This is a genomic window from Parabacteroides sp. AT13, from assembly GCF_002272965.1.
GTDB classification, from domain to species: Bacteria; Bacteroidota; Bacteroidia; order Bacteroidales; family Tannerellaceae; genus Parabacteroides; species Parabacteroides distasonis.
In genome coordinates this window covers 924,187-938,861 of the sequence record NZ_NQMH01000002.1, presented here as the reverse complement: position 1 = coordinate 938,861, position 14,675 = coordinate 924,187, and the positions used below count along the sequence as shown (strand labels likewise).

At 48.6% G+C, this 14,675-nt stretch carries 15 protein-coding genes; all 15 read left to right on the top strand.

Translation table 11 applies throughout. From position 1 onward, the window contains the following. Nucleotides 1-7: 7 nt before the first annotated feature. The 15 genes from ftsY (at nt 8) to CI959_RS18255 (ending at nt 14,594) form a co-directional block, all read left to right on the top strand. The gene (gene ftsY, locus CI959_RS18325; RefSeq protein WP_005857252.1) at nt 8-961 is read left to right on the top strand and encodes a signal recognition particle-docking protein FtsY; all 954 of its coding nucleotides are present in this window, start codon (nt 8-10) and stop codon (nt 959-961) included. Next, nucleotides 958-2,256, top strand: coding sequence for a 30S ribosomal protein S12 methylthiotransferase RimO (rimO, locus tag CI959_RS18320; RefSeq protein ID WP_005862651.1), 1,299 nt, complete (start codon nt 958-960; stop codon nt 2,254-2,256). The genes ftsY and rimO overlap by 4 nt, the downstream gene beginning before the upstream one ends. A gap of 77 nt (nt 2,257-2,333) precedes the next feature. Then, complete coding sequence (locus CI959_RS18315) at nt 2,334-2,624, top strand: HU family DNA-binding protein (RefSeq protein ID WP_008778384.1); 291 nt, start codon at nt 2,334-2,336, stop codon at nt 2,622-2,624. Then, nucleotides 2,617-3,708 (top strand): HU family DNA-binding protein, encoded by a 1,092-nt coding sequence (locus tag CI959_RS18310; RefSeq protein WP_009275120.1) that lies wholly within the window; start codon nt 2,617-2,619, stop codon nt 3,706-3,708. The genes CI959_RS18315 and CI959_RS18310 overlap by 8 nt, the downstream gene beginning before the upstream one ends. 168 nt (nt 3,709-3,876) lie before the next feature. Then, a complete protein-coding gene (locus tag CI959_RS18305) occupies nt 3,877-4,872 on the top strand; it encodes a MoxR family ATPase (RefSeq protein ID WP_005857243.1) in 996 nt (331 codons plus the stop codon). After that, the gene (locus CI959_RS18300; protein ID WP_005857241.1) at nt 4,873-5,742 is read left to right on the top strand and encodes a DUF58 domain-containing protein; all 870 of its coding nucleotides are present in this window, start codon (nt 4,873-4,875) and stop codon (nt 5,740-5,742) included. A gap of 9 nt (nt 5,743-5,751) precedes the next feature. Beyond that, nucleotides 5,752-6,861, top strand: coding sequence for a hypothetical protein (locus CI959_RS18295; protein ID WP_005857239.1), 1,110 nt, complete (start codon nt 5,752-5,754; stop codon nt 6,859-6,861). A 3-nt stretch (nt 6,862-6,864) separates the two neighbouring features. After that, on the top strand, nt 6,865-7,851 hold the full coding sequence (locus tag CI959_RS18290; protein WP_005857237.1) for a VWA domain-containing protein: 987 nt from the start codon (nt 6,865-6,867) through the stop codon (nt 7,849-7,851). 13 nt (nt 7,852-7,864) lie between these two features. Beyond that, nucleotides 7,865-8,884: a VWA domain-containing protein gene (locus CI959_RS18285; RefSeq protein ID WP_095231509.1), complete on the top strand. Its 1,020-nt coding sequence runs from the start codon at nt 7,865-7,867 to the stop codon at nt 8,882-8,884. Nucleotides 8,885-8,896: 12 nt separating this feature from the next. Continuing rightward, nucleotides 8,897-9,637: a tetratricopeptide repeat protein gene (locus CI959_RS18280; RefSeq protein ID WP_005862642.1), complete on the top strand. Its 741-nt coding sequence runs from the start codon at nt 8,897-8,899 to the stop codon at nt 9,635-9,637. A 32-nt stretch (nt 9,638-9,669) separates the two neighbouring features. After that, complete coding sequence (locus CI959_RS18275) at nt 9,670-11,481, top strand: BatD family protein (protein WP_057316977.1); 1,812 nt, start codon at nt 9,670-9,672, stop codon at nt 11,479-11,481. Nucleotides 11,482-11,485: 4 nt separating this feature from the next. Next, nucleotides 11,486-12,253, top strand: a complete 768-nt coding sequence (locus CI959_RS18270) for a tetratricopeptide repeat protein (RefSeq protein WP_005857229.1) — start codon at nt 11,486-11,488, stop codon at nt 12,251-12,253. A gap of 3 nt (nt 12,254-12,256) precedes the next feature. Continuing rightward, nucleotides 12,257-12,949: a phosphatase PAP2 family protein gene (locus CI959_RS18265; RefSeq protein WP_005857227.1), complete on the top strand. Its 693-nt coding sequence runs from the start codon at nt 12,257-12,259 to the stop codon at nt 12,947-12,949. A gap of 139 nt (nt 12,950-13,088) precedes the next feature. Further along, nucleotides 13,089-13,361, top strand: a complete 273-nt coding sequence (locus CI959_RS18260) for a hypothetical protein (protein ID WP_005857225.1) — start codon at nt 13,089-13,091, stop codon at nt 13,359-13,361. A 114-nt stretch (nt 13,362-13,475) separates the two neighbouring features. Continuing rightward, the gene (locus CI959_RS18255) at nt 13,476-14,594 is read left to right on the top strand and encodes a universal stress protein (RefSeq protein WP_005857223.1); all 1,119 of its coding nucleotides are present in this window, start codon (nt 13,476-13,478) and stop codon (nt 14,592-14,594) included. Nucleotides 14,595-14,675 lie beyond the last annotated feature (81 nt).

Sequence of the window (14,675 nt, the reverse complement as noted above, 5' to 3'; positions counted from 1 at the left end):
AATAAATATGGGTATTTTTAGCTTTTTCAGTAAAGACAAGAAGGAAACCTTGGATAAAGGTCTATCGAAGACAAAAGAAAGTGTTTTCTCCAAGATTACCAAGGCGATCGCCGGTAAGAGTAAGGTGGACGACGATGTGTTGGATAATTTGGAGGAAGTACTGATTACCTCGGATGTCGGTGTAGATACCACGTTGAAAATCATCGACCGTATCGAGAAGCGTGTGGCCCGTGACAAGTATGTCACCACCCAAGAATTGACCACCCTGCTGCGTGACGAGATCGCTAGCTTGCTGACAGAGAACAATACGGAGGATGCCGAGGGATTCGCGCTTCCGGAGGGCAAGAAACCCTACGTGATCATGGTTGTAGGCGTGAACGGGGTGGGTAAGACGACCACGATCGGTAAGCTGGCTTACCAGTTCAAGAAAGCCGGCAAGAAGGTCTATCTGGGCGCCGCCGATACGTTCCGTGCCGCCGCCGTGGAGCAACTAGTGATCTGGAGCGAGCGGGTAGGCGTACCTATCGTGAAGCAGAACATGGGCTCGGACCCCGCTTCCGTGGCTTTCGATACGCTGAGCTCCGCCAAGGCGAACGATGCCGACGTGGTGATTATCGATACTGCCGGACGTCTGCATAACAAGATCAACTTGATGAACGAGCTTACCAAGATCAAGAACGTGATGAAAAAGGTGATTCCGGACGCCCCCCACGAGATATTGTTGGTATTGGACGGCTCTACCGGGCAGAACGCTTTCGAGCAAGCGAAACAATTTACCGCCGCCACCGAGGTGAACGCCTTGGCCGTGACCAAGTTGGACGGTACCGCCAAGGGGGGTGTCGTGATCGGTATCTCCGACCATTTCCGTATCCCCGTGAAATATATCGGACTCGGCGAGGGGATGGAGGATTTGCAAGTATTCCGCAAACGTGAGTTTGTCAATTCGTTATTTGGAGAATGAGAAAAAATAAAGTAGATATTATTACGCTGGGGTGTTCGAAAAACCTAGTGGACTCGGAGCAACTTATGCGCCAATTCGTTGCCAATGGCTATACGGTAGAGCATGATCCCCATAAGATCAATGGCGAGATCGTGGTGGTGAATACCTGCGGTTTCATCGGCGACGCCCAAGAGGAATCGATCAATATGATCCTCGAGCTGGGCGAGCAAAAGCAGAAAGGACGGATCGGGAAGCTCTTCGTGATGGGGTGCTTGTCGGAGCGTTTCTTGAAAGATCTGGAGAAGGAACTTCCCGAGGTAGATCGTTTCTACGGGAAATTCAATTGGAAGGAGTTGATCTCCGATCTGGGCAAGTCGTACCATCAAGAGCTGGCTACCGAGCGTGTGCTCACCACCCCGAGGCACTACGCTTACGTGAAGATCGGGGAGGGATGCAACCGTACTTGTTCTTACTGTTCGATCCCGATCATAACCGGGGCTTATCAATCCCGTCCGATGGACGAGATCGTAGACGAGGTTCGTGGCTTGGTGGCGCAAGGCGTGAAAGAATTCCAAATGATCGCCCAAGATCTTACGTTTTATGGCCTCGATCGCTATAAGCGAATGGCCTTGCCGGAACTGGTGGAGCGGGTATCCGACATCCCGGGCGTGGAGTGGATTCGTTTGCATTACGGGTATCCGTCTCATTTCCCCTATGACCTGTTGCCGGTGATGCGTGAGCGTGATAACGTTTGCAAGTATATGGACATCGCCCTCCAGCATATCAGCGACCCGATGTTGAAGATGATGCGCCGCAATATCACGAAGGCCGAGACCTATGAACTGTTGGAGCGTATGCGCCGGGAAGTGCCGGGCATCCATCTACGCACCACCTTGATGGTGGGTCATCCCGGCGAGACGGAACAGGATTTCGAGGAGTTGATCCGCTTCGTGAAAGATATCCGCTTCGAGCGTATGGGCGCTTTCGCTTATAGCCATGAGGAGGGTACCTATGCTTATCAGCATTATAAAGACGAGATCCCGCAGGAGGTGAAGCAAGACCGGCTGGATTACTTGATGCGTGTGCAAGAAGGCATCTCCGCCGACGTGAACGCCTCGAAAGTAGGGCAGACCTTCCGGGTGATCGTAGACCGGGAGGAGGAGGATTTCTACGTGGGACGTACGCAATACGACTCGCCCGAGGTAGATCCGGAAATATTGATTTCCAAGGATACTCCCTTGAGTCCGGGTAGCTTTTACCAAGTAAAGGTGATTGACGCACAAGCGTTTGATCTGTATGGTAAAGTGTTGAATTGATGTAAAAACTGTCAATATATTTGTCGGTTAACGAAAAAATAACTAATATAGCAGCACGAACTGTTATGGAATTAGATATGAAAAACAAGGAACTTATAACGGAATTGGCGAATCGCATGGATTGGACCTCGAAGGAGGTATCCGACATGCTTTCTGCGCTCAGTTCCGTCGTAAGTTCGAAATTAGTGGATAACGATACGATCTATCTGCAAGGCTTCGGCCAGTTCGAGGTGAAAAAGAAAGCGGAACGTATTTCCGTGAATCCGGCGAACGGGAAGCGATATCTGGTTCCCCCTAAATTAGTTCCCGTGTTCAAGCCCGGAACGACCGTGAAGAATCGTTTAAAGGAATTGGGTGATCATGAATAACCGGCTGAATATACAAGATTTAGCCGGTTTATTATCGGAGCGTACCGGCAAGGACAGAGGAGAGGTAGAGCGCTTCTTGAGAGATTTTATCTCGGTGGTATCCGAAGGGGTCTATACGGATAAGATCGTAAAAGTAAAGGGCTTGGGTACTTTCAAGATTATCTCTGTGGAGAAGCGGGAGAGTATCCACGTGAATACCGGTGAACGTTTCTTGATCCCCGAACATTATAAATTCTCTTTCCTGCCGGATAAAGACCTGCGGGAACAGGTAAACAAGCCTTTCTCTATCTTTGAGACGACAGAGATCAACGAGAACGTGGATTTCTCGGACATGGATGAGTCCGTAGAGGAGAAGGAAACGGAAGACGAGTCCGTGGAGGAGGTAATGCCGGATAAGGAAATCCCTTTGGCAAATACTCAGCCCAAAGAGAAGCCCGAACCGATACTAGAACCTGAACCTGAACCATTGCCTGAGCCAGAGCAAGCGTTTGATCCGGAGCCGTCATCGGTATCTGAACCGGAACGTGGATTGGAACCGGAACTGCCCGCGGAGCCATCTCCCATACCAGAGAGACCGGAAGAGCAAGCCCGTAGGAAACCGGAGGAAAAGGGGGTATTAATGATCGTCGCCTTTTTGATAATCGTAATCTCTGTATTCTTCTATCTGGGAAGAAATAATTGGAAACCGGCGCCTGCCCAAGAAGAGGTGATAACGGAAGCCAAGAATACGGCCAAGGACACGGTTCAAGAATCAGCTTGGATGCTTCATCCGGACTCGGTAGCGGAGAAGACCCCGCATACGGAACCGGAGCCTTATGTGGAACCGGCGCCAAAACCATTGGGGCAGGTGAAGATCAAGCATGGCGACCGCCTCACCGTGATCGCCTTGGAATATTATGGCAATAAATTATTCTGGGTGTATATTTACCAACATAATAAGGCTGTTATAAAAGACCCGAACAACGTCCCGATCGGTACCGTGATCGAGATACCCGCACCGGAATCGTATGGCATCGATGCCAAGAGCCGTGAGTCGCGGGAGAAAGCCGCCGCCCTACAAACAGAGATACTTGCCGGGGAGTAAGAGAAATCCCCCTTTTTTAAGTAAAATAAAACAAAACGAGGAAGTGTTGGTTAGTATTATTTAACTGCAAAAGTGAAGGATACGAATTTAACATTTCTAATTTTGTGCATCCTAAAAAATCAACGTAAAATTGGGACAATATAATAACAATATAATAGAATAAATCTTATGAGTCAGACAGTAGACATTCGTGAGTTGAATGAGCGAATTGAAAGTAAAAGCTCGTTTGTGAACATGATTACGATGGGTATGGACAAAGTAATCGTCGGACAAAAGCATTTGGTTGAATCCTTGTTGATCGGTTTGCTTTCGGACGGACATATCCTGTTGGAAGGTGTGCCGGGTTTGGCTAAGACACTTGCCATTAAAACATTGTCGTCGTTGATCGACGCTAAATACAGCCGAATCCAGTTCACCCCGGACTTACTTCCGGCCGATGTGATCGGTACGATGATTTACAGTCAGAAAAGCGAAGAGTTCCAGGTAAAGCAAGGCCCGATCTTCGCTAATTTTGTGTTAGCGGACGAGATCAACCGTGCCCCGGCGAAAGTACAGAGTGCCTTGTTGGAGGCCATGCAGGAGCGTCAGGTCACGATCAGCGAGCATACCTACAAGTTGCCGAAGCCTTTCTTGGTAATGGCTACCCAGAACCCGATCGAGCAGGAGGGTACGTACCCGTTGCCTGAGGCGCAGGTAGACCGTTTCATGTTGAAGGTGATCATCAATTACCCGAAGAAGGAGGAGGAGAAACTGATCATACGCCAGAATATATCCGGAGAACGTCCGGAGATCAAGCCGATCTTAACGAAAGAGGAGATCCTCGACGCCCGTAACGTGGTTCGTGAGGTTTATTTGGACGAGAAGATCGAGCGTTACATCGTGGATATCGTCTTCGCTACCCGTTTCCCGGCTGAGGCTGGTTTGCCGAACTTGGCGAGCATGATCTCTTTCGGCGCTTCCCCTCGTGCGTCTATCAACTTGGCGTTGGCCGCCCGTGCGTACGCTTTCATCAAGCGCAGGGGCTATGTGATCCCGGAGGATATCCGTGCGGTATGCCACGACGTGATGCGCCATCGTATCGGCTTGAGTTATGAGGCCGAGGCGAACAACTTGACTTCTGAGGAGGTAATTAGCGAGATCTTGAATAAAGTAGAAGTTCCTTAAATGGAGACAAGCGAATTATTAAAGAAGGTACGCCGTATCGAGATAAAGACCCGTGGTCTTTCCCGTAACATCTTCGCCGGCCAGTACCATTCGGCTTTCAAGGGCCGTGGTATGGCGTTCAGCGAGGTGAGGGAATATCAGTACGGCGATGATATCCGGGATATCGACTGGAACGTGACCGCCCGCTACGTCCGCCCTTATGTCAAGGTGTTCGAGGAGGAGCGTGAGCTGACGGTGATGCTGCTGATCGACGTGTCCGGTAGCCGTGACTTTGGCTCCGTCAACGTCATGAAGAAGGAGGTGATCACCGAGATCGCCGCTACCTTGGCTTTCTCGGCGATACAGAACAACGATAAGATCGGCGTGGTGTTCTTCTCGGACAAGATCGAGAAGTTTATCCCGCCCCAGAAAGGAAAGAAACATATCTTATATATCATCCGGGAGCTGATCGATTTCCATCCCGAGGAGACGAGAACGGATATCAGCCAAGTGTTGAAATACTTGACCAACGCCATCAAGAAGCGTTGCACGGCTTTCCTCATTTCCGATTTTATCGATAAGGAGGGTTTCAAGGACGCCCTGACGGTGGCCAACCGCAAGCATGACATGGTAGCCATTCAGGTGTACGACCGTCGTGAGACCGAGCTTCCCGCCGTAGGCCTTATGAAGATCAAGGACGCCGAGACCGGGAAGGAGCAATGGATAGACAGTTCCTCCGCCCGTGTGCGCGCGGCCTATAAGGAATGGTGGGAGAAACGGCAGGCGAAGATGAGCGATACGTTCAAGAAATGCCGTGTAGACTCCGTATCTGTCCGTACCGAGGATGATTATGTGAAAGCATTGATTGCTCTTTTTGACAAACGTAATTAAAGCAAGCAGATGAAATTGATAAAGAAAAGTATCCTGTTTCTGGTCGCCGCCGCTTCCCTCGTGGGGGGAAGGGCATATGCGCAAAGGCCGTTGATCGATGTCGCTATCGACTCGGCCGCCATATTGATCGGAGAGCAGACTACCTTGCACCTTACGGTAACGGCGGATAAGGATCGCCCCGTGCAGATCGTGATCCCGAACGATACCTTGATGACGGGGGTGGAGGTACTGAACCTCTCCAAGGCGGACTCCACGGAGATCGAGAACGACCGGCTCGTTATCAAGCAGGATGTATTGATTACCTCGTTTGACTCGTCACTCTATCTGTTGCCTCCGTTGAAGGTGATAGACGGGGTGGATACCGTATATTCCAACCAAGTCGCCTTGAAGGTCTCCACGATTCCCGTGAACGCGGACAAGCCGGAGGAGTTCAACGACATCAAGACCGTATGGAAGCCACCTTTCGTATGGGCCGATTATTATCCGATCATTTACGGGATCTTGCTGGCCCTGTTCTTGATTTGCGTGATCGCCTATATCGTGAAACGGATCCGTGCGAAGAAGTCGTTGATCCCATTCAAGAAAGAGGAGCCGAAACTTCCGCCTCACGAGCAGGCCATCAAGGAACTGGATGAGATCAAGCAACAGAAACTCTGGCAGCAAGGACGAAGCAAGGAGTATTACACCTTGATCACGGATACGCTGCGTAAGTATATCGAGGAACGTTTCGGTATCAATGCCATGGAGATGACTTCCGGTGAGATCTTGGACCTGATCCGCAAGAACTCCGAGGCGCAGAGCGTGTACGATAACTTGAGGCAGATTCTGCAATTGGCCGACTTCGTGAAATTCGCCAAGATGAACCCGCTGCCGGATGAGAATGATTTGAGTATGATGAACGCGTATTTGTTCGTGAACCAGACGAAGGAGGAGGAGATGGTGGAGCTGGTTGACAGTCCCCTGTCAGATGAGCTGACAGCCTCGGGTCAAGAGGAGCGACAGCCTGCTGTCAAAGCCGTTGACAGCCCTCTGTCAAATGAGCCGGTAGCCCCGTGTCAAGACGACTTGACACGCTATCAGCCCAAGTCTACGAACGATACAACTAATTTAAAGGATTAAGAGATGGTATTTGCGAATCCTAATTATTTATATTTATTGTTGTTGCTCATCCCGATGATCGGATGGTATGTCTACAAGCTGAGCAAGAGTCAGGCCAGCTTGCAGGTCTCCTCGTCGGAGGCGTTCGAGGCGCCGGGAGCGGTATCATGGATCGTGTACTTGCGTCACGTGCCTTTCGTGTTGCGTATGGTAGCGGTAGCGCTGCTGATCGTGATCTTGGCCCGTCCGCAATCCACGAATAGTTGGTCCAATTCTTCCACGGAAGGTATCGATATCATGTTGGCGATGGATATCTCGGGGAGTATGCTGGCGCAAGACTTGAAACCGAACCGCTTGGAGGCGGCGAAGGATGTGGCTGCGTCGTTCATCAACGGCCGTCCGAACGATAACATCGGTCTCGTGGTCTTTTCTGCTGAGAGCTTTACGCAATGCCCGTTGACAACCGATCATACGGTCTTGCTGAACCTCTTCAAGGATATCCAAAGCGGTATGATCCAAGACGGAACGGCAATTGGGTTGGGCTTGGCGAATGCCGTGAGCCGTATTAAGGACAGCCACGCTAAGTCGAAGGTGATTATCCTTCTGACCGATGGTTCGAACAACGCCGGCGAGATCGCTCCGGTTACCGCTGCCGAGATCGCCAAGACGTTCGGCGTGCGTGTCTATACGATCGGAGTCGGAACGAAAGGCATGGCGCCGTATCCGTTCCAGACCGCTTTCGGCGTGCAGTACCAGAATATCCCGGTGGAGATCGACGAGGCTACGTTGAAGCAGATCGCCTCTACCACGGGAGGGCAATATTTCCGTGCTACGGACAACGCCAGCCTGAAGGAGATCTATTCCGAGATCGACCAGATGGAGAAGACCAAGATCAGCGTACAAGAGTACAGTAAGAAGCAGGAGGAGTATAAGAACTGGGCCTTGCTGGTGTTCGCCCTGTTGCTGGTGGAGATCTTATTGAGAAATACATTGTTGAGAAATATACCATAAAGATAAAAGGCTTATGTTTCGATTTGCGCATCCGGACTTTTTATATTTGCTTTTTCTCCTTCCCGCGTTGGTGGCGTTCTACGTGTACGCCATGATCGTGAAGAAGAAAGCGGTAAAGAAATACGGTAACCCTACGTTGTTGGCCGAGTTGATGCCCGAGGTATCGACCAAGCGCCAGCATCTGAAGTTTTGGCTGTTGTTCGGAGCCATTACCATGGTTATCTTTATTATAGCGGGGCCTCAATTCGGCTCGAAACTGGAGACGGTGAAGCGTCAGGGAGTAGAGATCATGGTGTGTCTGGACGTATCCAACTCCATGTTGGCCGAGGACGTGTCGCCCAACCGTTTGGATAAGGCCAAACAGATGCTATCCCGATTGACGGACGGCTTTACGAATGATAAGGTAGGCTTGATCGTGTTCGCCGGCGACGCTTTCACGCAGTTGCCGATCACCTCGGATTATATCTCCGCCAAGATGTTCTTGTCCTCTATCAACCCGTCGATGGTCTCTACGCAAGGTACGGCGATCGGTGCCGCCATCAACTTGGCCGCCCGTTCCTTTACCCCGGACGAGACGACCGATAAGGCGATCATCTTGATCACCGACGGCGAGAACCATGAGGACGACGCTATCGGTGCCGCCAAAGCCGCCGCCGAGAAGGGCATCCACGTGAACATCGTGGGAATGGGTGATCCGAAAGGTTCTCCGATCCCCATCCAAGGAAGCAATAATTATATGAAGGATAAGGACGGAAACGTGGTGATCACGAAGCTGAATGAGCAGATGGGTCAAGAGATCGCCGCCGCTGGAAACGGTATGTACGTACGTGCGGACAATACGAACTCCGCCTTGAAAGCCCTTCAGAAAGAAATCGAGAAAATGAACAAGACGGAGCTGGATAGCAAGGTCTATTCCGAGTATGACGAGCAGTTCCAGATTTTCGCTTGGATAGCTTTGTTCCTCTTGATCGCCGATTTCATGACCTTGGATCGTAAGAACCGTATATTTAGGAAAGTAAAATTATTCTCTTAATTCGACGAAGTGATGAGACGTATATATAAATCTATGATATGGGTATCGGTCTTGGCGCTCAGCGCTGGGGCGGTCTCTGCCCAGAAAGCGGAACGGAAGAACGTGCGTGAGGGGAATAAGCTTTATGAGAGCGAGAAATACACCGAGTCCGAGATCGCTTATCGCAAGAGCTTGGAGGTGAATCCCCGCTCTACGGAAGGAACCTATAATCTGGGGAATTCCCTATACAAGCAAGGCAAGTTCCCCGAGGCCGCCGAGCAATATCAATTGATCGCCGGGCAAGGGGAGAAGATGGTGGCTACGCCGGAAGGGAAGGCACGCTTGTCGGAGGTGTATCATAATATGGGGAATATCTTCATGCAGAACAAGGATTACGGCAAGGCCGTGGAGGTGTATAAGCAATCGCTTCGCTTGAACCCGAAAGATGACGAGACCCGTTATAACTTGGCCTTGGCCCAGAAACTGCTGTCGGATCAGCAGAATCAGGATCAGAGCCAAGATCAACAGAACGACGACAAGCAGGAGAACAAGGATCAGAAGGACGATCAGCAGCAACAGCAACAACAACAGCCGCAAGACGACCAGAAGCAGGATAAGACCCAAGAGCAACAGCAATCCAACGAGCAAATGAGCAAGGACAATGCCCAGCAGATGTTGGACGCCTTCCTGCAAGACGAGAAAGACACCCAAGAGAAGGTGAAGAAGGCGCAGATGCAGCAGCAACAACGCCGGAAGACCGAGAAGGAGTGGTAAACTGGATAATTAACGAAAAAATGAGATACACAATGAGGAAATTAATTTTCTTATTCATCCTGATGTTAGCGGTAGGAGTGGCGACAAAGGCCGCGGATGTGACCTTCAAGGCCTCGGCGCCCCAAGCGGTGGTAATGGGAGAGCAGTTTCGCTTGACTTTCACCGTCAATGCCGAAGGCAAGGATTTGAGAGTACAGGAGATGCCAGACTTTGACGTATTGATGGGCCCCTCCCAATCCACCTCCTATAGCAGTAGCTGGGTGAACGGGAAGAGTACCAGCGAGACAACCGTTACGTATACGTATGTCTTGATGCCGAAGAAGGAAGGCACGTTTAATATAGCTCCGGCAACGATCAAGGTGAACGGCTCTAATTATACATCGAATGGCTTGGCCATCAAGGTGCTTCCTGCTGATAAGGCGGGTAAGCAAGAGGCGGAGACAACGACGGCGAGCGGGGCGATCTCTAACGATCGGCTGTTCGTGAAGATGGACGTATCCAAACGAAGCGTGTTCGAGCAAGAAGGTTTCTTGGTGACTTTCAAGGTCTATTCCTTGGAAAATTTCTCGATTACGGGATTGAAATATCCGGAGTTCGAGGGTTTCTTGGTACAAGAGGTTGAGTTGCCGCAAGAGAAACAACTGACCTTGGAAAACTACAACGGGCGTAACTACCAGTCGGCCGTAATGCGTCAAGTGATCCTGTATCCCCAACGTTCCGGTAAGATCACGATCGAAGGTGGAAAGTATGATGCCGTGGTGCGTGTCCGTATGCAACAAGCGGGCGGCGGTAGCATCTTCGATAGTTTTTTCGACTCGTATCGGGATGTGAGCAAGGTGTTGACCACTTCTCCGGTTACTATCGACGTGAAGCCTTTGCCCTCCGGTAAGCCCGCTTCTTTCTCCGGTGCCGTAGGTACGTTCTCCATGACGGCTGATATCAGCTCGAACAACGTCAAGACAGACGAGGCTGTAACCATAAAGGTGAAAATCACGGGTAACGGAAACGTGAAGTTGGTGAAGAATCCGGAAGTGGTTTTCCCGAACGATTTCGATGTCTACGATCCGAAAGTAGAGATGGACATCAAGACCACGACCGCCGGTGTCAGTGGAAGCAAGACGATCGAATATATGGCGATACCCCGTTATGCGGGTGATTTCGAGATCCCGGCGATCGCTTTTTCCTATTTCGATATCAAGTCCGGTTCGTACAAGACCATCAAGTCCGAGCCTTATAAGTTGCATGTGGAGCAAGGTAAGGGCGGTAGCGGTTCTTCCCCGGTCGTATCGAACTTCAGTAATAAAGAGAGCGTGAAATACTTAGGCAAGGATATCCGTTACTTGAAGACGAAAGGTTTCTCCTTTATCGAGGGAGGTGATGGTATTTTCTTCGGTTCCTTTATGTATTATCTTTGCTATATCGTACCAGCTATCTTGTTTATCGTATTCTTCTTTATTTATCGTAAGCAGGTGAAGGAAAACGCCGACATCGCCTTGGTTCGTACCAAGAAGGCGAACAAGATGGCGGTTAGACGTCTGAAGAACGCTGGCAAGCTGATGAAAGAGAATAAGAAGGAAGAATTCTACGACGAGGTGCTGCGTGCGTTGTGGGGCTATTTGAGCGATAAGCTGAGTATCCCGCAATCCGATCTGACCAAGGATAACGTAGAGATAGAATTGGCTAAATACGGTGTAGACGAATCCTTGACGAATGAGTTCATGGATATCTTGAATACTTGTGAGTTCGCTCGTTACGCTCCGTCCCAAGCGTCGGACGCTATGGATAAGTTGTATGAGCTGACGGTAGACGCTATTGGTAAAATGGAGAATACAATTAAAAAGTAAGAAGATGAAGATGACTATAAATTTAAGAAAGGTATTGTTTTTCTTATTGACTCTATGTCTGATAGGATCTGCTTATGCGCAAGATACCGCCTTGAAGGAGGCCGAGGTCGCTTACACGAAAGAAGATTACGCAAAGGCGATCGAGCTATATGAGGGAATCTTGAAGAGCAATGGCGAGTCTGCCGCCGTTTATTATAATTTGGGAAATACCTATTATAAGGCGGGTAAGATCGCTCCGGCTATATTGAACTACGAACGTTGTCTTCTGCTGGATCCGGGTGATAGCGATGCTCGCTTCAATTTACAGATGGCCCGTCAGAAGACCATCGATAAGATTGAGCCGGTTGGTGATTTCTTCTTGGTCAAATGGTTTAAGAGCGTGGAGAACCTCGGTTCCGCAGACTCTTGGGCGAAGACAGGTATCGTGTGCTTCCTGTTGTTTATCGGTTGCTTGATCTTGTTCTTTTTCTCTCGTTGGGTACGCTTGAAGAAGATCGGTTTCTATTTGGGTGTCCTATTTATTATCATGGTTGTTTTTGCCAATATATTCGCCAGCGACCAGAAGGATGAGATGATAAACCGTAAACACGCTATCGTATTCGCCCCGACCGTTACGGTGAAAAGCTCGCCTGACGCTAGCGGTACGGATCTTTTCGTATTACACGAGGGAACGAACGTGACCGTGAAGAGCACGCTCGGCGAATGGAGCGAGATTGAGCTTGAGGACGGGAACGTAGGATGGATGCCTAGTAAAGACATAGAAAAAATCTGATACATGCTAGAACAATTATTGGTTTGGGAACGTGATGCGTTCTTTATGCTTAACGGTAGCGACTCCGCTTTTTTAGATCGCTTTATGTGGATCTATTCAGGCAAGGCGGTTTGGCTACCGTTAGCCTTTTTTATATTGGTGGTATTGTGCTATAAGAAGAACTGGAAGGAGTGGTTGTTGATCTTATTGGCCATTGTCTTGACGATCACGTTATGCGACCAGTTCGCTTCGCATGTTTGTAAACCCATCTTCACCCGTTTCCGTCCGACTCATCACCCTGACTTTATGGATCAGGTAAGGGTGGTGTTCGGTTATCGGGGCGGTATGTATGGATTTATCTCCAGCCATGCGGCGAATGCTTTCGGCTTTGCGACCTTGATGGCGCTGATCTTCAGGAATAAACTATTCGGATGGACTATTTTCTTTTGGGCGATTTTGACTTCCTATACTCGTATTTATTTAGGAGTGCATTTTATCACGGATATTATTCCGGGAGCTTTATCCGGTCTGCTATTCGGGTATCTTGTATATCTGTTATACCACTATATAAGGCCTAAATTGATTCCGGCAGATTCTTGGGTATGTCCGGAGGCCATTTACTCGGATATCCGGAAACGCTGGATCACCTATGCGATTTGGTTGACCATCCTTTTAATAGCCCTATTTAATGAGCAATTGGTATCGTGCTTAATATAAGAGATTTTCGTTAAGTATGTCGTAAAGCATATTTGTTTTCAGCTCATTTTCTCAATAATAATTTGTTTCAATGCTATTAAATGACTAAGTTAGTGCCATAATATTAAACAAAAGTATTAACCTTCAAAATAAGAAAGCCATGACAAAGACGATTACATTTAACGAACTGAGAAGAATTAAAGATTCGTTACCTGACGGAAGTACACAACGCATCGCCGATGAGCTGGGATTAAAGGTAGAGACAGTTCGTAACTATTTCGGTGGACATAATTTTCAAGATGGACGGAGTTGTGGTTTCCATATCGAGCCCGGTCCGGACGGAGGGTTGGTTGTTTTAGATGACACGACTATTTTCGAGCGTGCTTTGCAGATACTGGCCGAGAGTCAGGATGCCGAAGCACAAAAAGCGTAAGAGAAATTCATTCGTATAAAAAATCCCATAGCTAAATGAAAGAACGCTTTGGGATTTTTTTATATTCAACAATTCATAAATCCCGATTGTTTCATCTATAAAAATGTATTGAGTATGGAAGATAAATTAGTGACATTGGCTATCCACACGTTCGAGAAAGCCCAGATTCTCAAGACAATCCTCGAAACAGAAGGCATAGAGGTCTATATACATAATGTAAACCAGATTCAGCCGGTCGTTTCGGCAGGAGTGCGTGTGCGTATTAAGGAGAGTGATTTACCGCATGCTTTACGCATTATTGAAGACAATAAGTGGTTTGAGGAACCAAAGGAGGAAGAGGCGAAGGTTAATGCGGTCAAGAAAGTTCTGATCCCGATTGATTTCTCGGATTATTCCGCCAAGGCTTGTGAGTTGGGAATTAATTACGCTCATGCGGTAGGTGCGGAGGTGATGATCATGCACGCCTATTTCAGCCCCTATTTTCCATCCGCTATCCCGATGGGAGATACTTTGGCTTACCAAGTAAACGAGGAGGAATCCGTACAGCATATCTTACAACGTGTCCGTATCGATATGGAGAATATTTGTACGCATATCAACCGGAAGATGTCCTCTGGTGAATTACCAAAGGTAAAATACGATTATGTATTACGTGAAGGCTTGCCGGAAGAGGAGATCATCGCCTATAGCAAGGAGTATCATCCGACATTGATCGTGATGGGAACGAGAGGTAAGAGCCAAAAAGATATGGATCTGATCGGTAGCGTGACCGGAGAGGTAATCGAGGTAAACCGGGTTCCTGTATTGGCGATACCGGAGAATGTTCCTTTCACGGATTTGAGAGACGCTAAGAATATCGCTTTCGCTACATCGTTTAACCAGAGAGATTTGGTTGCGTTTGACGAGTTTATGGAAATCATCAAAGGCTTTGATCTTAATATCCATCTATTCAATATCTCTACCAGTAATGATGAATGGAATGAGATTCGTTTAACGGGCGTTCGTGAATATTTCAAAAAACAATATCCACATGCCCATATTTCCCATACGGTTCTAGCCGATGGTGACTTGCTGTTAGCCATCGAGAAATTTGTTCGTGATAAACAAATTGATGTTATAGCCCTAAGCACATATCGCCGTAATATCCTAGCCCGGATGTTCAATCCTTCGATCGCGAGAAAGATGTTATTCCACACCGATACTCCGTTATTGGTAATCGATAGCAAGAAATAGCTTCTTATTCAAGTAACAAATAAAAAGTGGATATGAGAAAAGGCTTATCCACTTTTTTATTATATACCATGTGCTTAAAGC

Coding starts and splice junctions, on each gene's coding strand:
- CI959_RS18255 (WP_005857223.1), top strand. CDS start 13,476: ATGGAAGATAAATTAGTGACATTGGCTATCCACACGTTCGAGAAAGCC.
- CI959_RS18315 (WP_008778384.1), top strand. CDS start 2,334: ATGAAAAACAAGGAACTTATAACGGAATTGGCGAATCGCATGGATTGG.
- CI959_RS18300 (WP_005857241.1), top strand. CDS start 4,873: ATGGAGACAAGCGAATTATTAAAGAAGGTACGCCGTATCGAGATAAAG.
- CI959_RS18265 (WP_005857227.1), top strand. CDS start 12,257: ATGCTAGAACAATTATTGGTTTGGGAACGTGATGCGTTCTTTATGCTT.
- CI959_RS18285 (WP_095231509.1), top strand. CDS start 7,865: ATGTTTCGATTTGCGCATCCGGACTTTTTATATTTGCTTTTTCTCCTT.
- CI959_RS18295 (WP_005857239.1), top strand. CDS start 5,752: ATGAAATTGATAAAGAAAAGTATCCTGTTTCTGGTCGCCGCCGCTTCC.
- CI959_RS18310 (WP_009275120.1), top strand. CDS start 2,617: ATGAATAACCGGCTGAATATACAAGATTTAGCCGGTTTATTATCGGAG.
- CI959_RS18305 (WP_005857243.1), top strand. CDS start 3,877: ATGAGTCAGACAGTAGACATTCGTGAGTTGAATGAGCGAATTGAAAGT.
- CI959_RS18290 (WP_005857237.1), top strand. CDS start 6,865: ATGGTATTTGCGAATCCTAATTATTTATATTTATTGTTGTTGCTCATC.
- CI959_RS18260 (WP_005857225.1), top strand. CDS start 13,089: ATGACAAAGACGATTACATTTAACGAACTGAGAAGAATTAAAGATTCG.
- rimO (WP_005862651.1), top strand. CDS start 958: ATGAGAAAAAATAAAGTAGATATTATTACGCTGGGGTGTTCGAAAAAC.
- CI959_RS18280 (WP_005862642.1), top strand. CDS start 8,897: ATGAGACGTATATATAAATCTATGATATGGGTATCGGTCTTGGCGCTC.
- ftsY (WP_005857252.1), top strand. CDS start 8: ATGGGTATTTTTAGCTTTTTCAGTAAAGACAAGAAGGAAACCTTGGAT.
- CI959_RS18270 (WP_005857229.1), top strand. CDS start 11,486: ATGAAGATGACTATAAATTTAAGAAAGGTATTGTTTTTCTTATTGACT.
- CI959_RS18275 (WP_057316977.1), top strand. CDS start 9,670: ATGAGGAAATTAATTTTCTTATTCATCCTGATGTTAGCGGTAGGAGTG.